This is a genomic window from Rhodobacter sp. P2_H5 (assembly GCF_056403335.1).
Window position 1 is genome coordinate 34,104 of the sequence record NZ_JBFUFS010000006.1, and the last position, 19,272, is coordinate 53,375.

At 66.0% G+C, this 19,272-nt stretch carries 21 protein-coding genes; 8 read left to right on the top strand and 13 right to left on the bottom strand.

The annotated features are described in order from the left end of the window. Nucleotides 1-20: 20 nt before the first annotated feature. Genes AC1DVR_RS09810 through AC1DVR_RS09820 form a run of 3 tightly spaced genes read right to left on the bottom strand, consistent with a single transcriptional unit; the run spans nucleotide 21 to nucleotide 2,446 of the window. Nucleotides 21-695, bottom strand: a complete 675-nt coding sequence (locus AC1DVR_RS09810) for an isochorismatase family protein (RefSeq protein WP_478000379.1) — start codon at nucleotides 693-695, stop codon at nucleotides 21-23. A 23-nt stretch (nucleotides 696-718) separates the two neighbouring features. Beyond that, nucleotides 719-1,426: an alpha/beta hydrolase gene (locus tag AC1DVR_RS09815; RefSeq protein ID WP_478000380.1), complete on the bottom strand. Its 708-nt coding sequence runs from the start codon at nucleotides 1,424-1,426 to the stop codon at nucleotides 719-721. A gap of 48 nt (nucleotides 1,427-1,474) precedes the next feature. Then, a complete protein-coding gene (locus tag AC1DVR_RS09820; RefSeq protein ID WP_478000381.1) occupies nucleotides 1,475-2,446 on the bottom strand; it encodes an alpha/beta fold hydrolase in 972 nt (323 codons plus the stop codon). A 281-nt stretch (nucleotides 2,447-2,727) separates the two neighbouring features. Between AC1DVR_RS09820 and AC1DVR_RS09825 the strand changes: the two genes are divergently transcribed. Both AC1DVR_RS09825 and AC1DVR_RS09830 read left to right on the top strand, forming a co-directional pair. Then, nucleotides 2,728-3,933, top strand: coding sequence for a pyridoxal phosphate-dependent aminotransferase (locus AC1DVR_RS09825; RefSeq protein WP_478000382.1), 1,206 nt, complete (start codon nucleotides 2,728-2,730; stop codon nucleotides 3,931-3,933). After that, nucleotides 3,930-4,379: a RidA family protein gene (locus AC1DVR_RS09830; RefSeq protein WP_478000383.1), complete on the top strand. Its 450-nt coding sequence runs from the start codon at nucleotides 3,930-3,932 to the stop codon at nucleotides 4,377-4,379. The genes AC1DVR_RS09825 and AC1DVR_RS09830 overlap by 4 nt, the downstream gene beginning before the upstream one ends. A gap of 35 nt (nucleotides 4,380-4,414) precedes the next feature. On the opposite strand, the gene AC1DVR_RS09835 is transcribed toward AC1DVR_RS09830, so the two are convergent. The 3 genes from AC1DVR_RS09835 to AC1DVR_RS09845 all read right to left on the bottom strand — a co-directional run bounded on the left by AC1DVR_RS09835 (nucleotide 4,415) and on the right by AC1DVR_RS09845 (nucleotide 7,097). After that, entirely contained in the window at nucleotides 4,415-5,149 is a 735-nt protein-coding gene (locus AC1DVR_RS09835; protein ID WP_478000384.1) for a lysostaphin resistance A-like protein, read from the bottom strand. Nucleotides 5,150-5,399: 250 nt separating this feature from the next. Continuing rightward, entirely contained in the window at nucleotides 5,400-5,792 is a 393-nt protein-coding gene (locus AC1DVR_RS09840; RefSeq protein WP_478000385.1) for a DUF3775 domain-containing protein, read from the bottom strand. A 99-nt stretch (nucleotides 5,793-5,891) separates the two neighbouring features. Further along, nucleotides 5,892-7,097 (bottom strand): ROK family transcriptional regulator, encoded by a 1,206-nt coding sequence (locus AC1DVR_RS09845; RefSeq protein ID WP_478000386.1) that lies wholly within the window; start codon nucleotides 7,095-7,097, stop codon nucleotides 5,892-5,894. Nucleotides 7,098-7,215: 118 nt separating this feature from the next. On the opposite strand from AC1DVR_RS09845, the gene AC1DVR_RS09850 reads away from it, so the two are divergent. The 6 genes from AC1DVR_RS09850 (at nucleotide 7,216) to AC1DVR_RS09875 (ending at nucleotide 13,290) form a co-directional block, all read left to right on the top strand. Beyond that, nucleotides 7,216-8,451 carry an extracellular solute-binding protein gene (locus tag AC1DVR_RS09850; protein WP_478000387.1) on the top strand — a complete coding sequence of 412 codons (1,236 nt, stop codon included), beginning with the start codon at nucleotides 7,216-7,218 and terminating at the stop codon, nucleotides 8,449-8,451. 94 nt (nucleotides 8,452-8,545) lie between these two features. Continuing rightward, nucleotides 8,546-9,430, top strand: a complete 885-nt coding sequence (locus tag AC1DVR_RS09855) for a carbohydrate ABC transporter permease (RefSeq protein WP_478000388.1) — start codon at nucleotides 8,546-8,548, stop codon at nucleotides 9,428-9,430. Beyond that, nucleotides 9,430-10,275 carry a carbohydrate ABC transporter permease gene (locus AC1DVR_RS09860; RefSeq protein ID WP_478000389.1) on the top strand — a complete coding sequence of 282 codons (846 nt, stop codon included), beginning with the start codon at nucleotides 9,430-9,432 and terminating at the stop codon, nucleotides 10,273-10,275. The genes AC1DVR_RS09855 and AC1DVR_RS09860 overlap by 1 nt, the downstream gene beginning before the upstream one ends. Beyond that, entirely contained in the window at nucleotides 10,272-11,294 is a 1,023-nt protein-coding gene (locus AC1DVR_RS09865) for an SIS domain-containing protein (protein ID WP_478000390.1), read from the top strand. Before AC1DVR_RS09860 ends, AC1DVR_RS09865 begins: the two co-directional genes overlap by 4 nt. Next, entirely contained in the window at nucleotides 11,291-12,214 is a 924-nt protein-coding gene (locus AC1DVR_RS09870; RefSeq protein WP_478000391.1) for a carbohydrate kinase family protein, read from the top strand. Before AC1DVR_RS09865 ends, AC1DVR_RS09870 begins: the two co-directional genes overlap by 4 nt. Continuing rightward, nucleotides 12,211-13,290, top strand: coding sequence for an ABC transporter ATP-binding protein (locus AC1DVR_RS09875; RefSeq protein WP_478000392.1), 1,080 nt, complete (start codon nucleotides 12,211-12,213; stop codon nucleotides 13,288-13,290). The genes AC1DVR_RS09870 and AC1DVR_RS09875 overlap by 4 nt, the downstream gene beginning before the upstream one ends. 167 nt (nucleotides 13,291-13,457) lie before the next feature. On the opposite strand, the gene AC1DVR_RS09880 is transcribed toward AC1DVR_RS09875, so the two are convergent. The 7 genes from AC1DVR_RS09880 to AC1DVR_RS09910 all read right to left on the bottom strand — a co-directional run bounded on the left by AC1DVR_RS09880 (nucleotide 13,458) and on the right by AC1DVR_RS09910 (nucleotide 19,055). Then, nucleotides 13,458-13,949 carry a YidB family protein gene (locus AC1DVR_RS09880; RefSeq protein ID WP_478000393.1) on the bottom strand — a complete coding sequence of 164 codons (492 nt, stop codon included), beginning with the start codon at nucleotides 13,947-13,949 and terminating at the stop codon, nucleotides 13,458-13,460. A 29-nt stretch (nucleotides 13,950-13,978) separates the two neighbouring features. Then, on the bottom strand, nucleotides 13,979-14,230 hold the full coding sequence (locus AC1DVR_RS09885; RefSeq protein WP_478000394.1) for a GlsB/YeaQ/YmgE family stress response membrane protein: 252 nt from the start codon (nucleotides 14,228-14,230) through the stop codon (nucleotides 13,979-13,981). A gap of 90 nt (nucleotides 14,231-14,320) precedes the next feature. Then, on the bottom strand, nucleotides 14,321-15,505 hold the full coding sequence (locus AC1DVR_RS09890; RefSeq protein WP_478000395.1) for an extracellular catalytic domain type 1 short-chain-length polyhydroxyalkanoate depolymerase: 1,185 nt from the start codon (nucleotides 15,503-15,505) through the stop codon (nucleotides 14,321-14,323). 29 nt (nucleotides 15,506-15,534) lie between these two features. After that, nucleotides 15,535-15,954 (bottom strand): CopG family transcriptional regulator, encoded by a 420-nt coding sequence (locus AC1DVR_RS09895; protein WP_478000396.1) that lies wholly within the window; start codon nucleotides 15,952-15,954, stop codon nucleotides 15,535-15,537. Between the two features lie 53 nt (nucleotides 15,955-16,007). Next, the gene (locus tag AC1DVR_RS09900; protein ID WP_478000397.1) at nucleotides 16,008-17,564 is read right to left on the bottom strand and encodes a DHA2 family efflux MFS transporter permease subunit; all 1,557 of its coding nucleotides are present in this window, start codon (nucleotides 17,562-17,564) and stop codon (nucleotides 16,008-16,010) included. Continuing rightward, on the bottom strand, nucleotides 17,551-18,057 hold the full coding sequence (locus tag AC1DVR_RS09905; RefSeq protein ID WP_478000398.1) for an isoprenylcysteine carboxyl methyltransferase family protein: 507 nt from the start codon (nucleotides 18,055-18,057) through the stop codon (nucleotides 17,551-17,553). Before AC1DVR_RS09905 ends, AC1DVR_RS09900 begins: the two co-directional genes overlap by 14 nt. Next, a complete protein-coding gene (locus AC1DVR_RS09910; RefSeq protein ID WP_478000661.1) occupies nucleotides 18,054-19,055 on the bottom strand; it encodes a type III polyketide synthase in 1,002 nt (333 codons plus the stop codon). Before AC1DVR_RS09910 ends, AC1DVR_RS09905 begins: the two co-directional genes overlap by 4 nt. Nucleotides 19,056-19,272 lie beyond the last annotated feature (217 nt).

Here is a 19,272-nt window from a genome sequence, read left to right on the forward strand (position 1 = left end):
CGATGCCGCCCCGGTGCCCCTTAAGTCCGGGCCGCCCGCTGGGCCGCCACATAGCTTTCGATGACGGCCGCGTAATTGGGCGAGACGAGCCCGTAAAGCTGGGCCAGATCCCCGGCCTCCGGCCGCGCCCAGGTGCGGTGCAGTTCGGACAGGAGGGCGTTGGTCGTCGTGGGCTTCACGCCGCCCTGCACGAACCGCGCGAGCGAGGTGCGCGAGGCCATCTCGCTGGGGTCGCCGGACGCATCGATCACCGCGTAGACATCAAAGCCCGCCACCACGGCATCGAGTGCCGGGAACATCACGCAGACACTGGTCCAGACCCCGGCCATCACCAGGGTCTTGCGGCCCGACTTTATCACCTCGGCCACGAAATCCGGGTTGTCCCAGGCGTTCACCTCGCCCTTGCGGGCGACATAGACCGCGTGCGGGGCGTGGAGGTGGATCTCCGGCATCAGGGGTCCATTGGTGCCCGCAGGCTCCGAGGCGGTGGTGATCACCGGGATCTTCAGGAGGGTGCAAAGCCTGGCGATCATCTCGACATTCCGGCGCAGGTCGGCGACGGGGATATCCTTGACGGTCTGGAACAGGCCGGACTGATGATCCAGCAACAGGACCACGGTGTCGGAAGGATCCATCAGGGCGGCACCGCCACCGGTGGGCAGAAGGCTCGATTTTGTGGCGGGGGCGGGGCTCATGGTCATTCTCCCGTTGATGAGGTTCAGCTCGCGGTGGCTGCGGCTTCGATAATGGCGGCGACCTCTTGCGGATGCGAAAGCATCACCGCGTGACTGCTGGCGATTTCGACAACCTTGGCGCCGATCCGTCCCGCCATCATCCTCTGCGCGCGCGGCGGAATCATCTGATCGGCAGTTGCAACGATATAATGCGTGGGCTTTTCGCGCCAGCCGACGTGGGTGATCTCTCCCGTCACGGCCCCCAGACCCCAGGGCACCTGCGATATGGCCATGAACCGGGTGATCGCCTGTTCGACATCCGCCGCAAAAGCCTGCGGGAACTTCGCGGGGTCGACGATCAGGAACCCATCCTGCGGCGGCAGGACGGGGGCTGTCGCCTCGCCCGGTTCGGCTGGCGCCGCGCTGAGCGAGGCCACCGACTCGCCCAGATCCGGCGCGAAGGCCGCGATATAGGCAATCGCCTTCACCTTGGTGTCACCGCCCGCTTCGGTCACCACGGCGCCGCCATAGCTGTGGCCGACCAGAACCACGGGATGCCGGGCGGTGACAATCGCGCGCCGTGTCGCATCAACATCGCCCTGCAGGGTCAGGGTCGGGTTTTGCACCACCAGAACCTCATAGCCTTTGGCGGAAAGACAGTCGTGGACGGCCCGCCACCCCGAGCCATCGACAAAGGCACCGTGCACCAGAACCACCGAAACGCCTTGCGGGAATTGACCAGCGTCAGCCATCGTCTTTCCTTTCATGAAATAGGGGAGTCCGGTGCAGCGCCTTGCCGCTCAGGAGCACAGCTTCCTGTCGAGGAAGTCGTGGATCAGCGGGGCCATCACATCCAGCCTGTCCTCCAGCGCGAAATGGCCGGAGTCCAGAATATGCATCTCGGCATCCGGCAGGTCGCGCAGGTAGGGATGCGCGCCGGCCTCGGGGAAGATCACGTCGTTCTTGCCCCAGACAATCAGCGTCGGCGGCTTCTTGTCGCGGAAGAAGGCCTGAAAGTCCGGGTACAGCGGCAGGTTGGTGCCGTAGTCGCGAAACATGTCAAGCTGGATGTCGCGGTTGCCGGGGCGGTCCAGCAAGGACTGGTCAATCGTCCAGTTGTCCGGGCTTATCCGGGCCACATCGCCCATGCCGTCAGTGTATTGAAACTTCGTGATCTCTGGCGTGACCAGCCCGTTGAGCGCATCGCGGTTGGCCTGCGTCTGATCGGCCCAATAGACCTTGATCGGGTCCCAGAAGGCGGCAAGCCCCTCGGTATAGGCATTGCCGTTCTGGACGATCAGGGTCTGAACCCGCTCCGGGTGCTTGAGGGCGAGCCGGTAGCCGATGGGCGCGCCATAATCCATCACATACATGCTGTAGTGATCGACGCCGAGCGCCACGGTCAATTTCTCCATGATGTCAGCCATATGCGCAAAGCTGTATTCGAACTTCGCATGATCCGGCGCATCGCTTTGTCCGAAACCGGGATAGTCGGGCGCGATCACATGAAAGCGGTCGGCAAGCAGCGGGATCAGGTTGCGAAACATATGCGACGAGGTCGGAAAGCCGTGCAGCAGCAGCACGACCGGGGCATCTGCAGGGCCGGCCTCGCGGTAAAAGACCTTCACGCCGTCGATATCCGCCGTCTTGTAATGGATCACCGGAACCGAGAAGGCGGCAGGGCGCTCGACCGGCTTCGGGCATGTGGTCTGCGCCACCGCCGGGGTGACAAACGCAGTGCAGGCCACGGCCATCACAATCAGTCGCTTCATGTCATATCCCCTTGAAAAGAATGGCTCGCGATCTGCGCCACCGTTGAATGATCCTAGGGGCACACGCGGATGTGATCCAAGTTAAGCAAGGTTAATTAAGGTTGCGAACGGCCCGGCTTGCCGCCGCCACCGCGACATTGTCTTCCGAAAAGCGCGTCGCCGGAAAGGTTTTCCCGCCTCCCAAAGACGCGATGCAGGGTGTTTCGTCCCTCCCCCGGTTGACCTACACTCGCTCGGTCAAAGGCCCACCCGAAGGCTTCCCCCCATCGCAGGAGCACGCCATGTCCATCCAAAGCAAATTCAGCCGTCTGGCCACCGACAACGCCCCGGGTCAGGAAGGGCGCCAGCAGACGGCCGGGATTGAGAGCCTGATGCGGGGCGCGGCGTTGGAGGGTCGGCCGGTCGATTTCTCGCATGGCGATGTCGATGCCTTTCCGCCGCCGCCCGGGTCCTTCGAGCTGTTCAGCGAAGGCGTCGCATTGGGGGGCAGGCAGGCCTATACCGAATACCGGGGCGACATGGGTATCCGCGAGACGGTGGCCGCGCGTCTGGCCGCCTTCACCGGCGCGCCGGTCGATGCGCGCGACGGGTTGATCATCACGCCCGGCACGCAGGGTGCCCTGTTTTTGGCCGTCGCGAGCACCGTTTCGCGCGGGGACAAGGTGGCCATCGTCCAGCCCGACTATTTCGCCAACCGCAAGCTGGTGGAGTTCTTTGAGGGCGAGATCCTGCCGGTCCGCATGGACTATGCCGGCAGCGTGGGCCGCGCCGGGCTGGACTTGGGCCAGTTGGAAGACGCCTTCAAGGCCGGGGCGAAGCTGTTCCTGTTCTCCAACCCGAACAACCCGGCGGGCGTGATCTATTCGGCCGCGGAGATTGCCGAGATCGCCGCCCTTTCAGGCCGCTATGGTGCCACGGTGATCGTCGACCAGCTTTATGCCCGCCAGCTTTTCACCGGCAGCAGCTACACCCATCCGCGGGCAGAGGCGCCGAATGTCATCACCATCATGGGACCGTCGAAGACGGAGTCGCTCAGCGGCTATCGTCTGGGCGTGGCCTTCGGCCCGTCGGAGGTCATCACCCGGATGGAGAAGCTGCAGGCCATCGTCTCCTTGCGGGCGGGCGGCTACAGCCAGGCTGTGCTGCGCCAGTGGTTCAACGAACCTGCAGGCTGGCTGACCGCGCGGATTGCCCAGCATCAGGCGATCCGCGACGATCTGCTGCAGATCCTGCGCGCGGTGCCCGGTGTGACGGCCCGCACACCCGAGGCGGGCAGCTACCTTTTCCCCGCGCTGCCGGAGCTGTCGGTGTCCTATGCCGATTTCGTCCGCCTGGTGCGGCTGCAGGCCGGGGTGGTCGTAACGCCAGGGACCGAGTTCAGCCCGCATGCCGCAAACAGCCTGCGCCTGAACTTCTCGCAGGATCATGCGGCTGCGGTGCAGGCGGTGCAGCGGCTGGCCGCCTTGGTCGAACGGTACCGCGCATGAGCACCGCGAAGGGGCAGGGCCTGCCGGTGCCGCAGGGCAATTATGTGCCCGCAACCCGGCACGGCGCGCTGATCTTTACCGCAGGCATGACGCCGCGCCGGGAGGGCGTCTTGCTGTTTACCGGGCCAGTCGGCGCGCATGATGATCTGGCCCGGCATCAGACGGCGGTTGAACTGGCCTGCGGCAATGCCCTGACCGCCGCCCGCAGCCTTCTGCAGCCCGGCGAGGCGCTTGGCGCGGTCCTGTCCCTCACCGTCTTCATCGCGGCAGAGGCGGGGTTCACAAGGCACGCCGCCCTCGCCGATTTCGCCTCGGCTTTCCTGGTGCAAGAGCTTGGCCCCTGCGGCATCGGGGCAAGGGCTGCGGTCGGCGTGGCGACGCTGCCCGGCAATGCGCCGGTCGAGGTCCAGCTGGTGGCGGCGGTTCTTGACCGGAGTCAGGCGTAGATCGGGGTCGGAGCGGGCCGATCCCGCAGCCCCGGTCAGGAGGCGGTGCCGAACTGGGCATGACCCAGCGCGAAGGCAAACAGAAAGCTGGTCCAATCGTTCAGGATATGCGCGCCCGCCGCGACCCACAGGTTGCGGGTCGCGACATAGGCGAGTGTCAGGACGATCCGCGCGGTGCCAATCCCCAGAAGCGCCTGGCCCCAGTTCCAGTCATAGGTCGGCAGATGGGCCGCCCCGAAGATCAGGGCAGAGGCCAGGAGCGCCGCAACGATCCCGACAAGCCGCGGCAGGCCGAGGCGCGTGACACAAAGCCACAGCACGGCGAGGAAGGGCAGAATGCCCAGAAGCTCCTCGCCGATCAGCTGGGGCAGGGTCGGGATCATCATCCGGACCAGCGCACCGCCCGACATGCGGCCGATGGCCTCCAGCTGCGGGTTCTGGCTGAAGGTGAAGTACTTGGTCAGGATCAGCCCGATGGCCAGAGAGGCGCCAAGCGTCAGCAGGCCGAAGATGACCATCTGCCCGATCTGTCGCCACTCGACGGGGCGAAACAGCGCCGTCCACCGCGCACCGGCGACCGAGCGCAGCGCGACCAGGGGAATCGCCAGAAACAGCAGCGCCGGGATCAGGTTCTGCGGAAAGTCATAGATCGGCACGCCGATCAGGGCCGCGAAGGCCAGCGCCTGTGCGGCCATCACGATCAGCCATCCCCTGCCGTCCAGCCCGACGGGCGGCGCAGCGTAGAAGGGGAAATCCGGTCTGTCCGACATGCAGGGCCTGCCTTCTTGCGAGATGCGGCCAAGGTACGGACCGCACCCCGGCACGGCCCATCAACCATAGGGGCGCTGCCCCGTCACCCCATCGCGGGTCATGGCGCGGCAAACACGCATGTTCTTGCCGTTTCGCGAAATGGAGCACCTTCTGGCCAGCTTGCGCAGCTAATGCGTGCCAACGGTCCGCCGGCATGGCGCCCTGCCGCCGCGCTGCGGCTGTAAAGACGGGCGGTCGGCTTAGGCGGCGTCAATCGACGCCGTATTCCAGCATCTTCTCCAGACCCTCGGTCAGAAACTCGCCCACTTCCGGCTGGCCAAGCAGATAGCGGCTGACCAGGCCGTCATGCTGCTGGCGGGCGAGGGCCTTGGTCTCTTCCCACTCCTCGGGTTCGGCATCGCCGCGGCCGATCCAGAACAGGGCAACAAGGGCGTCTTTCTGTTCATCGTTCATGCTTTCGATCTCTTGCGTGATCTCGTCGCGGCTCAGATCACCCTCGGTCTCCTGCAAGGTCTCGGCCACCTCGTCATCGGTGGCATTGCCGTCAAGGTCGGGGAAATCCGCGCCTTCCTTGGCCATCACCGCGTTGAAGCGCAGGACCAGTTCTTCGATCTCGGTCTCGTCAAAGGGAAGGGCCGCCATGAATCCGCTCCTGTATTGTCATCGCCATAGTGGCTTACCTGGGCGATCCTGCACTGATTTCAATGGCGCGGCATCCCCTTTCTGCCGGGGCGGCGGGGTTCAGCTTTTCAGGATGGCGGCGTAGTTTGGGTCGAAGTTGCGGCTGATCGGCTCGGCTGCGGCGCCGGTGGCCACGATCCAGGGATCGCCGCGCCCGACCAGCAGCGGCAGGCGGCGCGGCTGGCCGCCCATCGGGCCGCTTTGCGCGTTCACCCGTGCGGCAAGCGCCTGGATCAGCGCCGGCGGGGCGGTGCCGCAAAGGATCACCGCATCAGGGTCCAAAAGCAGTTGCAGGATGCCCGCCAGCCAGCCCAGACGGCGGGCGGCCTCGTCCAGCCACGCGGTCAGGCCCTCGGGCGGCTGGCGCAGCAGCGCCTCGATCTGGCCGAACAGGGCCTCGTCGGAATAATCGAGGCCGAAGCGCGCGCAGAAACTGCCGAGCGCCACCGCACGCTCCATCACCGAAGCGGGGCCCTCGGCGCCAAGATCGCGGATCATCCCGATCTCTCCGGCATTGCCGAAGCGCCCGTTGAAGAGGTCGCGGTTCAGGATCAGCCCCGCGCCAAGCCCATAGCCCAGATAAAGACAGACGCCGTTGCGCAGGCCATGCGCCTTGCCCGTCATCCGCTCCGCCGTGGCGGCGGCAGAGGCGTCGTTCTGCACGTTCACCTCAAGGCCGGAATGCGCCGCCAGCTCCGGTCCAAGCGGAAAGCCCTGCCAGCGCGCCATGGTATAGTCATCCTCCCCCAGACCCGCAGGCTGCGGGCCGAAGGGGCCGGGCATCGCGATGCCAAGGCCCACGGTGCGCTCGGCCGATCCGGGGTGGAGGGTGGCAAGATCGGCGCGGCACCCGGCGACCAGAAGCGCCAGCTGCTCCATCCCCGCCTGCGGGTCGCTCAGCCCGATCTTCAGGCTGCGGCGTAGCACCACCTCGCCCACCAGGTTGACCACCACCGCTCTTGCCACATGGCGGTCGATCTGCACCCCGATCGAATAGGCCCCGGTCGGCGCCAGGTGATAGGGCAGGGCCGGCTTGCCGCGCCCCTCTTTCACCGTCTCGCCGGCGGTGACCAGACCGTCACGCTCCAGCTCTTCGATGATGTTGGACAGGGTCTGCTTGGTGAGCAGCGTGGCCCGCGCCAGATCGGCCCGCGACAGGGCGCCATTGCTGCGCAGCGCGTCGATCACGACACGCCGGTTGTGGACCGCCGCAGCCCCGGCGCTGGTGCCGGACATGGCCCGGATGGGAGTGGGTTTCGCCTTCATGAAAAAGACATTGACATGTCACGAAGCTGGGCGCAATTATTAAGTCCATCAGTTGGACTAAATACCCGCAGAGGAGGGTCCGGCAGATGCGCTCCCACCGATCCAACAGGAGAGACCCATGAAATCCCCCTTGCACGCGCCGCTGCTTGCCGCGACCGCCCTTTTCGGGCTGACCGGCCTGGCCCAGGCCGAGACGACGCTGAACGCGCTGTTCATGGCGCAGGCGGCCTATAGCGAAGACGACATCCGCGCGATGACCACGGCCTATGAGGCCGCGCATCCGGATGTGAAGGTGCACCTTGAATTCGTCCCCTACGAAGGGCTGCACGACAAGACCGTCCTGTCGCAGGGCGCGGGCGGCGGCTATGACGTCGTGCTGTTCGACGTGATCTGGCCGGCCGAATATGCCACGAACAAGGTCCTGGTCGATGTCACCGACAAGATCACGCCCGAGATGAAATCCGGCGTCCTGCCCGGTGCCTGGACCACGGTCGCCTATGACGGCAAGTCCTATGGCATGCCCTGGATCCTCGATACCAAATATCTGTTCTATAATAAGGCCATGCTGAAGAAGGCAGGGATCGACACGCCGCCCAAGACCTGGGCCGAGCTGAAGGCCGATGCCCAGAAGATCAAGGACGCCGGCATCGTCAAATTCCCCATCGCCTGGAGCTGGTCGCAGGCCGAGGCCGCGATCTGCGACTATACCACGCTCCTCAGCGCCAATGGCGGCGATTTCATCAAGGACGGCAAGCCGGATTTCCAGACCGGCGGCGGGCTGGCGGCACTGAATTACATGGTCGACAGCTATAACAGCGGTCTGACCAACCCGAACTCGAAAGAATTCCTTGAAGAAGACGTCCGCAAGGTCTTCCAGAACGGCGACGCGGCTTTCGCGCTGAACTGGACCTATATGTACAACCTCGCCAATGACCCCAAGGAAAGCAAGGTCGCCGGCGAGGTGGGCGTGGTGCCCGCGCCGGGCGTCGAGGGTGTGTCGGAGGTTTCGGCCGTCAACGGCTCGATGGGGCTGGGGATTACCTCGACCTCGCAGCATCAGGGCGAGGCCTGGGATTACATCACTTACATGACCTCGCAAAAGGTGCAGAACGCCTATGCCAAGCTGAGCCTGCCGATCTGGGCCAGCTCCTACACCGATCCCGAAGTGACCAAGGGCCAGGAAGAGCTGATCGCTGCCGCCAAGACCGGCCTTGCCGCGATGTATCCGCGCCCGATGACGCCGAAGTATCAGGAAATGTCGCTGGCCCTGCAACAGGCCATCCAGGAAGCGCTCCTCGGCAACTCTGCCCCGGAAGAGGCGCTGAAAGGTGCCGCTGAAAACAGCGGGCTCTGAGCCTGACCCTGCGCCGCAGCAATCCTGCGGCGCAGGACCCGCCGGGCCTTAGGGCCGGCCAAGACCCTCTCCCCATCTGACAAGGCCATACGAGATGTCCACGGAACGCCTTTCCCCGCGTGTCTGGTTCCTGATGCTGCCCCTGCTTCTGGTGATGCTGGCCGTCATCGGCTGGCCGCTGATCGACACCATCCGCCTGTCCTTCAGCGATGCCAAGCTGGTGGGGACTGGTGGCGCTTTTGTGGGTTTGCAGAACTATATCAAGCTTCTGGGCAGCGCGAGCCTGCATACGGCTTTCTTCACGACGTTGAAGTTCAGCCTGTGGTCGGTGAGTGCCGAACTGGTGCTGGGCGTGCTGGTGGCCCTGCTTCTGAACCAGCAATTCTATGGACGCACCGTGCTGCGCGCGCTGATGATCCTGCCCTGGGCCCTGCCCACGGTGGTCAATGCGACGCTCTGGCGGCTGATCTACAACCCCGAATATGGCGCGCTGAATGCGGCGCTGACCGGGATGGGGTTGATGACCGACTACCGCTCCTGGCTGGGGGAACCGGACTCCGCCATGGTGGCGCTGATCGTGGCGGATGTCTGGAAGAACTTTCCGCTGGTGGCGCTGATCGCCCTGGCCGCGCTGCAGGCGATCCCGAATGACATCAGGGCGGCGGCGATTTCGGATGGCGCCAATGTCTGGCGGCGGTTCCGCTATGTGACAATGCCCTATCTGGTCGGGCCCCTTCTGGTGGCGTTGGTCCTGCGCACGATCGAGGCGGTCAAGGTCTTTGACCTCATTTGGATCATGACCCGAGGCGGCCCGGCCAACACGACGCGCAGCCTGTCGATCCTGGTCTATCAAGAGGCCTTCGCCTTTCAGAGGGCCGGTTCGGGCGCCTCGCTGGCCTTGATGATCACCCTGATGATCACGGTTCTGGCGGTGGCTTATCTGATGTTGATGCGGCGTCTGGCGGGGGAGGGGCGGTGATGGAACGTCAATCGCGCGGTTTCCAAATCTTCGTTCACATTATGGCCTTGGCCGTGGCGCTGATCATCCTGGCCCCCCTCGCCTGGCTCTTCGTGATGAGCATATCCTCCAGTGCCGACCTGTCGGCCAAGCCCCTGCACTGGTGGCCCGAGGCGCTGGACTTCTCGCGCTATGCCACCCTTCTCAGCCGGGATGAGGGTTCGGCGGGGGCGGCGTTCCTGGCCTCGCTGGGCAACAGCCTGAAGGTGGCGGGCATGGCAACGCTGGCGGCACTCGCCGTGGGGGTGCCGGCGGGTTGGGCGGCTTCGCGCCATCCGCAGCTGGGCTGGACGCTGGGCGGGGTGATTGCGACCTATATGCTGCCGCCGGTGGCGCTGTCGGTCCCCTTGTACCTGATCCTGTCGAAATTTGGCCTGCTGAACAATGTCTTCGGGCTGGCGCTGGTCTACCTTTCCATCCTCGCGCCCTTTGTCACCTGGCTGCTGAAAGCCGGTTTCGACCCGATCCCCCGCGATCTGGAACAAGCGGCGGCGATTGACGGCGCGCGGCTGGACCAGATGTTGCGCATCGTAATCCTGCCGCTGGCCATGCCCGTAATCGCCACCGCGCTGATCTTCGCCTTCCTGCTGGCCTGGGACGAGTTCTTCTACGCGCTCCTCTTCACCTCCACCGAACAGGCCAAGACGATCACCGTGGCGATTGCCGACCTCGCGGGAGGGCGCGTGTCGGACTACGGGATGATCGCCGCCGCCGGGGTGATCGCCGCCCTGCCGCCGGTGCTGATCGGCATTCTCATGCAACGCGCCCTGATTTCCGGGCTGACCAACGGAGGTGTCAAAGGATGACAACCCATACCGCAACCCAGAACCTGGTGCTTGAGGCGCTTTATGCCGAGATGGCGCGCCAGATGGATGACAGCCGCGACACCATCACCCAGAACCGCGAACAGGCCGCCGCGATTGCGGCAACGATAAAAGAGAACCAACGTTTGGTAATGCTCGGCATGGGCGGATCACACGCTGTGGGCCGCGCTCTGGAGCCCTGCTACCGTGCCTTGGGCATTGACGCCGTGACTTTGCCCCTGTCTGAACAGCTCGACAAGCCCCTGACCCTGATCGGGCGCACGGTGATCGTTTCTTCGCAATCGGGCGAAAGCGCCGAGGTGCTGCGCTGGTTCGCCGAAGGCCACGCGCCGCAGGACACCTTTGGCCTGACGATGGAGCCGAAATCCTCCCTCGCCCGGCTCGCGACCTGTCTGGTCGGTGCGGGCGGGTCGGAGATTCCCTTTGCGGCGACAAGGTCCCTGACCGTGACGCTCGCCTTGCATGCCGCGGTTTTGCAGGCGCTGGGCGCCGATCTGGCCGCGACTTTGGCTGTGCTGACAGCGCCGCAGGTGACCGACGTGGCCGCCGCCGTCGCCGCCATGGCGGGGGTGCGGACCATCGTCACTTCGGGCCGCGCGCAGCAGGGCGTGGCGGAGGCCATCGCCCTTGGCCTGACCGAATTGTCGAGGCTGCCCTGTTTCAGCCTGGAGGGCGGCCAGTTGCGCCACGGCCCGGTGGAGATGCTGGGGCCAGAGGTCGGTGTGGTCATGTTCCGCGATGCCGATGCCTCGGCCACCTATGTCACCAGCCTTGCGGAATTTGTTCTGGCCTCAAGCGCCTCGCCTTTGGTGATCTTTGACGCCTCGGGCCTGCCGCCTGTGACAGGGGCGCTGACGGTGCCGTGCAAGACCAGCGCGGGCCTTGCGGCCTCGTTTGCGCTGCTGCCGGCGGCGCAGCGGTTCATGGTGGATTTCGCAGCCTCGCGCGTGGCCGATGTCGGCACGCCGCTGCGCTGTTCGAAAGTGACGAAAGTCGAATGACGATGCAAAGCCCTCTTGCCACGGTTGGCAATGTGAATGTGGACCTGATCCTCGGGCCGGTGGCGCCCTGGCCTGCTCCGGGTTCGGAAGTGCTTTGCCCGCAGGACGAGCTGCGCGTCGGCGGGGCGGCGGGCAATGTCGCTTTGGCCTGGCAAGCCTTGGGCCTGCCCTTCCAATGTGCGGCCAGCACTGGCTCGGATCATTTCGGCGACTGGCTGCGCGCGGGCTTTGGCCCGGTCGCGGATGGCTGGACAAAAAGCAGCGCCAAGACCGCGCTTTCCGTGGGCGTGACCCATCCGGACGGCGAAAGGACCTTCCTCAGCACCCGGGGCCACCTGCCCGAACTGACCTGGGCCGAGGTGGATGGCCAGATCGACTGGGCGCGGCTCAAGGGCGGTACGCTGTTGCTCTGCGGCTGTTTCCTGATGGATCGGCTGGTTGCGGACTATGACCGTCTGTTCGACCGCGCCGATCAGGCCGGGGTGAAGGTGGCGCTGGACACCGGCTGGCCGGTCGAGGGTTGGACCGCGCCGGTCCGTGCCCGCGTCCTGTCCTGGGTCGAACGCAGCACGATGGTCCTGTTGAACGAGGTCGAGGCGATGAACCTGACCGGCGCCCCCGATGCCCGCGCGGCGCTTGAGGCGCTGGCCGGCCTTCTGCCGGCCGATGGCATCGCGGTGGTCAAGCTGGGGCCGAAGGGGGCGATGGCCCTGCATGTCGGGCAGTTTGCCGCCGCTATGGCTCCGAAAGTCACCGTCTGCGATACGATCGGCGCGGGGGATGTGTTCAACGCGGCCTTCCTGGCCGCCCTGGCGCACGGCACGACCCTGGCGCAGGCGCTAAACCATGCGGTGGCCACGGCCTCTTGCGCGGTTTCCACCTCTCCCCGTTGTTACACTTTGCAGGAGGTCCTGGCATGAGCACGCTTGAACTCAAAGGCATCCACAAGTCCTTTGGCACCATGCAGGCGCTGAAGGGCATCGACCTCAGCCTCAGCTCGGGGGAGTTTCTGGTGCTGCTGGGCGCCTCGGGCTGCGGCAAGTCCACGCTTCTGAGCATGATCTCCGGCCTGGCCGACACGACCGAGGGGCAGATCGTGCTGGATGGTCGGGTGCTGAACGGCGTGCATCCGAAGGACCGCGATATCGCGATGGTTTTTCAGTCCTATGCGCTTTACCCGAACCTCAGCGTGGCGCGCAACATCGGCTTCGGGCTGGAGATGCGCAACGTCGACCGCGCCACCCGCGACAAGGCCGTGGCCGAGGCGGCGCGGATGCTGCAGATCGAACACCTCTTGGACCGCAAGCCCGGCGATCTGTCGGGCGGCCAGCGCCAGCGCGTGGCGATTGGGCGCGCCATGGTGCGGCAGCCCAAGCTCTTCCTGTTTGACGAGCCTTTGTCCAACCTCGACGCCAAGCTGCGGATGGAAATGCGCCACGAGATCAAGCGTCTACACCAGATGCTGCAGGTGACCGTGGTCTATGTCACCCATGACCAGATCGAGGCGATGACGCTGGCCACGAGGATTGCCGTGATGAACGGCGGAAGGATCGAGCAACTGGGCACGCCCGCCGAGATCTACAACCGCCCCGCCACCCGCTTTGTGGCCGAGTTCATCGGCGCGCCGCCGATGAACATGCTGCCCACCACCCAGGTCAGCCACGGTCTGCGCCTTGGCTCGTCGCAGACCGTGCTGGCTTGCAAGCCGCCTGCGGCGGATGTCGTCGTGGGCATCCGCCCCGAGGCGCTGAAGCCCACCCCGATGCCAGGCTGCCTGACGTTGCCCGGCGTGATCACCATGGTGGAGCTGACCGGCCCCGAGCAGATCATCAGCCTGGATTTCGCCGGTACACCGCTGACCGCGACCCTGCCGGCCGAATTTCCGGCCGCGCCGGGCCAGGCGCTCGATCTGCATGTCATGCCGGAACGGCTTTCGGCCTTCGACGTGGCAAGCGGCAGAAGGACCGAACTGCATCTCGTGTCATCGGAAGCCTGACGCCGCGGCCTGAAATGCGCATCACCCCGGAAGCGGCAAAAAGCGCCGCTTCCGGGGTGATGTATCTTAAAGACCGGGGCGGGGGAGGCGTTCCCGCCCGCGGCATTGGATGGAGCAAGGTGGCCCGGACGAGAGGCGCCAGTCTTAGGGCTTCAGAACGTGGGACCTCAGACGAGGCTTCGCGCCTCTTCGTCGGTAGGAATGCGCCCCTGCGGGGTGAAGCCGTTCACCATCTCGGGAAGCGCCACCTTCAGGCGCGCGAGCAGGTCGTCGCGCCGCAGGCCGGTCTTCCGGGCAAGTTCGTCCAGCGTGTCGGGGCCGAGCGCGGCGGCAAGGTCGTCAGTGGCAATCGGCATGTTGTCCTTGTCCGACACCCAGCTGTGCGCGGTATCGGCAGGACCAGCGGCCTTGAACCGGTCCACCAGATCGTTCAGGGCGGTGGACAGGTGGTTGGCGTTCAGGAACTGGCCGATCTCGGCCAGAAACCCGCCGCCGCCGGGCGTTGCCGTGGATCCGGGCGCAGATCCGGGTGCGGACCCGGCTGCAGAGGCCTTTTGCCGGGCTTCGGCGAGCATGTCGCTGATCCGGTCACGGTTCTGGTAGCCAGCAACGGCGGCCAGTCCAAGCAGGGCAAGCAAGGAAGGGGTCGATCTTGACATGATGTCTCTCCGCCAATGGGATTCCGGGGTCACGCGCGCTTGCGCATGAACCCCCAGATCAGAAGAACGATACAAGCGCCGACGACGGCACCCAGCAGACCCGCGCCTTCACCCGGTGCATACCAGCCGAGGCTTTGACCCAGATAGGTCGCCACAAAGGCGCCGACGATGCCCAGGATCGCGGTCAGGATGAAACCCGAGGGCTCGTTGCTGCCCGGGGTCACGAATTTGGCGATCACGCCCGCCACAAAACCGATGATGATGGTCCAGATGATACCCACAGTGGCCTCCTGTTGTTGAAACACTCGCGGCCTCAACGCACTACTCTGTGAGTTGTTCCCTCAGGATCGCAATTAATCCCCCCTCTTTGGTCAGCTCTTGTGGTGCTGCAGGAAGAACCGCAGCATCTCGCGGGAGGCGTCGGGGCCTTCGGGGTCGGTGTAGCTGCCGGCGGACTGGCCCCCGGCCCAGGCGTGGCCCATGCCGTCGATCTCCCAATATTCGGCCAGGCTGCGGCCATCGGGATGCTTGTGGCGCGTGGCACGGTAGCGGCGCCCGCCGTCCGAGACATCCTGCCGGGTCGTGGCCTGCAGGGCGGGCATCGCGTGCAGCGCCTGGGCCAGCACGGCAGCACCGTTGTTCGGATGCACCGTGCTGTCGGCCATGCCCTGAAAGACCACGGTCGGCAGGATGGTCCGGTGCGGCTTGCCGGTCGCGCCGCCCCGCATCGCCGCGAAGGCCGAGGGGATGTCCTGCGCCCCGCCCGCGGGCAGGCCGGAATGCACGCCGACGGCGCTGAAGATCTCGGGGTAGGCCGCGGCGACCACAACCGCCGCCGCCCCGCCCGCCGAGAGGCCGGCCACATAGGTGCGCGCCGGATCGCCGTGATGGTCGCGCCAGATGTCGCGGGTCAGACCGGCGATCAGCGCGGGTTCACCGCGGTCGCGGTACTGGTCCTCGGGGCGATACCAGTTCCAGCATTTCTGCGCATTGGCCCCCGAAGGCTGCGCCGGATAGGCGATCAGGCAGCCGAATTCCTCGGCCAGGGCATTCATCCCGGTGCCGGCCGCGAAATCCTCCGGGCTTTGGGTGCAGCCGTGCAGCATGACGACGACGGGCATCGGCAGTTTGGCGCGGTTGGCGGGGATGTAGAGCCGGTAGCTGCGGCTGCCTTTCGGGCTGCTGTGGGTCAGCGACAGGAACTCTGCCCCCGCAGGGATCGGCCCCGCGCTGGCCAGCGGGCCGCGCGCCGGCATCCCGCCCGCCGCGATCTTGCGCAGCGTTTCGGCAAGCGGGCTGACAGCTGCGCGCGGTCTGGAGGTTTTAGGCGGGGTGGCTTTAGGCGCGGCCGCTTTGGGCGGGGCGCCCTTTGGCGGGGCGGTATCGGGCCCGAGCCGGGTGAAGGTGCCGTCAATGGTGGCGCCGGTTTCCGGGGGCTTGGCCTCGGACTTGCCGCCGGTCAGCAGGGCCTGGATCGCCTCCGTCGCCTCTTTCAGCTTGCCGGAGCGGGTCAGTTCGGCGGCCTTGGCCATGCCGCGTTTGAAAGGAGTGGTCATCGGAGTGCTTTCTTGAAAAAAAAGGAGGATCAGCTGATCCGGTCTGCCAGGGCGGTCTTGACCGCCTCGCTGGCCTGCAGCGCGCCAAGGACGTTCAGCGCGGCGATCGTGGCGCGCGCCAGTTCGGCCGAAATGTCCGGGGCCACCACGGCAAGGCCCAGAACCCGGATGTCCAGCATCTGGCCCGCCGCCTCTGCCGTCGCAAGCTCGGCCCGGGTGATATGGCGCACCCCCAGATCCACGCTTTTGCGGGTGACCAGCTGGCGCACCGTCTCGGCATGCCGCTCGATCTGGTTGCGGATCGCGGTGCGGATGAAATCGCTGCGGTTGGAATAGAAACCTTCCTGTACCAGAAGCTCGATCTGGCCCAAGTCGACATAACCGAGGTTGATGGTCAACTTTTCAGAATCAGGCACTTTGGACGCGGCGACCAGGGTTGGTTTCGGCATGTGCCCTCCATTAACCATCTGTATGGATGGTATATGGATGCCTTGTGCCGCGTTTACAAGACCTTTTCAACACCCGCAGCGGCCCGGCGCGCGAATGGCACGCAGAGCAGCGCCGCCAGAGTCAAAGCCGCGATCATCAGCCAGGCATCGTTGATCGCCGCGGTGAGCGCGGCTTTCTCCAGCAGGGGGGCCAGCAGCGCCTGGGTCGGGGCATCGGGCGGGCCGGGCGGCATCGCCGCAAAGATCTCGGCGGGGATTCCGACGAATTGCGCCGCCTCCGTATCCCCGCTCTGCAGGCGCGCCATCAGATCCTGCGCGTGGACCGGCGCACGGGCGTAAATCACCGTGTCGATCAGGGCGAGCCCGATGGCGCCGCCCAGATTGCGCATCAGGTTGAACAGGCCGCTGGCATCGGGAACCCGCTCGGCTGCCAGATGCCCCAGCGCCAGACGCGTCGGCGGCAGAAGGCAGAACATGATCGCAAGGCCGCGCAGGACCTGCGGCCAGAACATGCCGGCGGAATCCGTCTCGGGCGTCTGGAAACCGCTCATCCCCAGCCCGATGGCGAAAAGACCAAAGCCGAAAGCGGTCAGCACCCGCGCATCCGCCCGCTGCTCCAGCGCCACGGCAACCGGCGCCATCAGAAGCTGCGCAACCCCGGTGACCAGCATGATGGTGCCGATCTGGAACGCGCCATGCCCGCGGACGAAGGCCAGAAACACCGGCATCAGATAGACCGAGCCGAAGAGTCCGACGCCCAGAACGAAGCTGAGCATGCTGCCAAGCGCAAAGCTGCGGTCGGTGAAGGTGCGCAGATCGACAACCCGGCTGTGCCCCCACAGGCTGCGCCGCACAAAGCCCGCTCCGCTGACCACGGCAAGCGCCAGAAGCCCCAGCACCAGCCCGGACAGCCAGCCGCGGTGGGGCGCCTCTTTCAAGGCGATCTCCAGGGCGGCCAAAGCCAGGGCCAGCAGACCCAGCGCCAATAGATCGACCGAGCGGATCAGCGACAGCCGCGCCGCCTCGCGCGGCAGGACAAAGGCCCCGATCAGGATGGCGAGAAGGCCGGGGGCCACGTTGATCAGGAACAGCCAATGCCAGGAATAGGTCTCGGTGATCCAGCCGCCGATTACCGGGCCAACCGTGGGCGCCAGCACGGCCAGAACCCCGGCCAGTGTGGTGGCCACCCCCTGCCGGCGCTGCGGAAAAAGCAGAAACACCGCCGCAAAGACCGCTGGAATCAGCGTGCCGCCCGCCAGTCCCTGCAGCACCCGCCAGGCCACCAGCGCCGCAAAACTGCCCGAGGCCGCGCAGCCGACCGAGGCAAGCGTGAACAGCGCCACCGCCGTCACGAAAAGCCAGCGCATCGTCAGCATCCGCATCAGCAGGCCGGTCAGCGGAATCGCGATCACTTCCGCGATCAGATAGGCGGTCTGTACCCAGCTCATCTGATCGGGTGCGATGTTCAGCGCGGCCTGGATCGTCGGCAACGAGGTGGCGACGATCTGCACATCCAGAATGGCCATGAACATGCCGATGCACATGGCGGCAAACCCCAGCCAGGTGGCGGGGCGGACCGTCTCTCCGCTTGCGGCCTCAGGCTGCTGCATTGCGCGTGCCTCGCCGCAATCCGGCGTTCTCGGCCCGGATGCGGATGGCCAGAACCGCGGCGTTCAGCACGCTGAACAGCGCGGCCGCCCAAGGCAGGCCAAGGCACAGCGGCAGCACCGCCATCTCGCCCACCACCACCAGATAATTCGGGTGGTTCAGGAAACGGTAAGGCCCGCGCGAAACCAGAGGCTCCCCCGGCAGAACGATGATCCGCGTCGTCCAGCGCGGCCCCAGCGTCGAAAGAACCCAGACCCGCAGCACCTGCAGCACCAGAAACACCGTGAGCCACACCAGATTGACCGGGTTGTCCGCGCCGTACAGCCACAGGATCACCAGCCAGGAGGCGTGGAGGGCGACGATCAGCGGGTAATGGCCCGGCGCCACCTCATAAGCGCCCTGCGCCTTCAGGGCCCTTGTGTTGCGCCGCGCCAGCCAAAGCTCTCCGAGCCGCCCCAGCGCGACCAGCGCAAGCAAGACCTCGGCGGGGCTCATGCGGCGGCCTGTAGCGAGACGCAGCTGGCGGTGAAGCCCGGCCCCATCGCGGTAAGCAGCGTGCGCTGCGGCAGGCCCGCCTGCACCAGCCGCTCCAGCACGAAAAGGGCGGTCGGGGCGGACATGTTGCCGTAATCGGCCAGAACCGTGCGTTCATGGTCCAGCGCGCCCTGCTCCAGGGCCAGCGCGCGTTCGAGCGCGGTGATGACCTTGGACCCGCCGGGATGGCAGGCGAAGCGGTCGACATCGCCCAAGGCCAGCCCACCGCGGGCCAGAATGCCCGACAGCGCCGGCGCGATATTGGCCTCGGCAAAGGGCGGGATGGCGCGGTCGAAGATCACACCAAGCCCGGTGTCATCGACGTTCCAGCCCATGATGTCCAGCGTGCCGGGCCAGGTGTGCTGACCCGCCATCTCGACCTGCGCGAGGCCGCCGGTCCCGGCGCGCAGCACACAGGCCGCTCCCCCGTCGCCGAACAGCGCCGTCGCCACGATGTTCTCCTTGGTCAGCTTGTCCATCCGGAAGGCGACCGAGCAAAGCTCCACCGCCACGACCAGAACAATGCTGCCCGGCCGCGACTGCGCGAGCCTGGCGCCCAGCCCCAGCCCCGTTACCCCGCCCGCGCAGCCAAGGCCAAAGACCGGCACCCGCTCCACATCGCTGCGAAAGCCCAGGATCTCGGCGGCGCGGGCGTCGATGCTCGGCGTGGCGAGGCCTGTTGAAGAGATGGTCACGACCGTATCCACCGCCGCAGCCGTCACGCCCGCTGCGGTCAGCGCCTTGGACGCCGCCTCCACGAACAGATTGCGCGCGCCGTCCAGATAGGCCGCATTGCGCGCCTCCCAGCCCAGGGGCTGCAAATACCACTCCAGCGGTTGGGTCAGATAGCGGCGCAGGATTCCGGCGCTTTCAAACACGCTGACCATCCGGGCGAAGTCATCGAAGCGTGCGCCGAAAGCGTCATGTGCGACTTTCGCGGCCTCAAGCTGGGTCACCATGTGGGGAGGGACGGCCGAACTGACCGAGAGCAATTTTACCTGCTGGGACACGGAGTTTCCTAAGCCACCGTTCAAGCACCATGGTCAGGCCGCGGCGGTTCGGGCTGCCCAATGCTCAACGCCGCGCGCAGATTTGGGTTCCCCCGCCGCGATTTACGCCCCAGGCCTGCAGGCCGCACAGCCAGGGGGAGAGTGCTTTGCCCTGGCCACGCGCAGC

What these genes read in the sequence shown, in the direction of transcription:
- AC1DVR_RS09850 (WP_478000387.1), top strand. Translation starts at nt 7,216, where the DNA reads ATGAAATCCCCCTTGCACGCGCCGCTGCTTGCCGCGACCGCCCTTTTC.
- AC1DVR_RS09910 (WP_478000661.1), bottom strand. Translation starts at nt 19,055, where the DNA reads ATGGTGACCCAGCTTGAGGCCGCGAAAGTCGCACATGACGCTTTCGGC.
- AC1DVR_RS09880 (WP_478000393.1), bottom strand. Translation starts at nt 13,949, where the DNA reads ATGTCAAGATCGACCCCTTCCTTGCTTGCCCTGCTTGGACTGGCCGCC.
- AC1DVR_RS09900 (WP_478000397.1), bottom strand. Translation starts at nt 17,564, where the DNA reads ATGCAGCAGCCTGAGGCCGCAAGCGGAGAGACGGTCCGCCCCGCCACC.
- AC1DVR_RS09845 (WP_478000386.1), bottom strand. Translation starts at nt 7,097, where the DNA reads ATGAAGGCGAAACCCACTCCCATCCGGGCCATGTCCGGCACCAGCGCC.
- AC1DVR_RS09830 (WP_478000383.1), top strand. Translation starts at nt 3,930, where the DNA reads ATGAGCACCGCGAAGGGGCAGGGCCTGCCGGTGCCGCAGGGCAATTAT.
- AC1DVR_RS09835 (WP_478000384.1), bottom strand. Translation starts at nt 5,149, where the DNA reads ATGTCGGACAGACCGGATTTCCCCTTCTACGCTGCGCCGCCCGTCGGG.
- AC1DVR_RS09865 (WP_478000390.1), top strand. Translation starts at nt 10,272, where the DNA reads ATGACAACCCATACCGCAACCCAGAACCTGGTGCTTGAGGCGCTTTAT.
- AC1DVR_RS09870 (WP_478000391.1), top strand. Translation starts at nt 11,291, where the DNA reads ATGACGATGCAAAGCCCTCTTGCCACGGTTGGCAATGTGAATGTGGAC.
- AC1DVR_RS09815 (WP_478000380.1), bottom strand. Translation starts at nt 1,426, where the DNA reads ATGGCTGACGCTGGTCAATTCCCGCAAGGCGTTTCGGTGGTTCTGGTG.
- AC1DVR_RS09840 (WP_478000385.1), bottom strand. Translation starts at nt 5,792, where the DNA reads ATGGCGGCCCTTCCCTTTGACGAGACCGAGATCGAAGAACTGGTCCTG.
- AC1DVR_RS09875 (WP_478000392.1), top strand. Translation starts at nt 12,211, where the DNA reads ATGAGCACGCTTGAACTCAAAGGCATCCACAAGTCCTTTGGCACCATG.
- AC1DVR_RS09855 (WP_478000388.1), top strand. Translation starts at nt 8,546, where the DNA reads ATGTCCACGGAACGCCTTTCCCCGCGTGTCTGGTTCCTGATGCTGCCC.
- AC1DVR_RS09895 (WP_478000396.1), bottom strand. Translation starts at nt 15,954, where the DNA reads ATGCCGAAACCAACCCTGGTCGCCGCGTCCAAAGTGCCTGATTCTGAA.
- AC1DVR_RS09825 (WP_478000382.1), top strand. Translation starts at nt 2,728, where the DNA reads ATGTCCATCCAAAGCAAATTCAGCCGTCTGGCCACCGACAACGCCCCG.
- AC1DVR_RS09890 (WP_478000395.1), bottom strand. Translation starts at nt 15,505, where the DNA reads ATGACCACTCCTTTCAAACGCGGCATGGCCAAGGCCGCCGAACTGACC.
- AC1DVR_RS09820 (WP_478000381.1), bottom strand. Translation starts at nt 2,446, where the DNA reads ATGAAGCGACTGATTGTGATGGCCGTGGCCTGCACTGCGTTTGTCACC.
- AC1DVR_RS09860 (WP_478000389.1), top strand. Translation starts at nt 9,430, where the DNA reads ATGGAACGTCAATCGCGCGGTTTCCAAATCTTCGTTCACATTATGGCC.
- AC1DVR_RS09905 (WP_478000398.1), bottom strand. Translation starts at nt 18,057, where the DNA reads ATGAGCCCCGCCGAGGTCTTGCTTGCGCTGGTCGCGCTGGGGCGGCTC.
- AC1DVR_RS09810 (WP_478000379.1), bottom strand. Translation starts at nt 695, where the DNA reads ATGAGCCCCGCCCCCGCCACAAAATCGAGCCTTCTGCCCACCGGTGGC.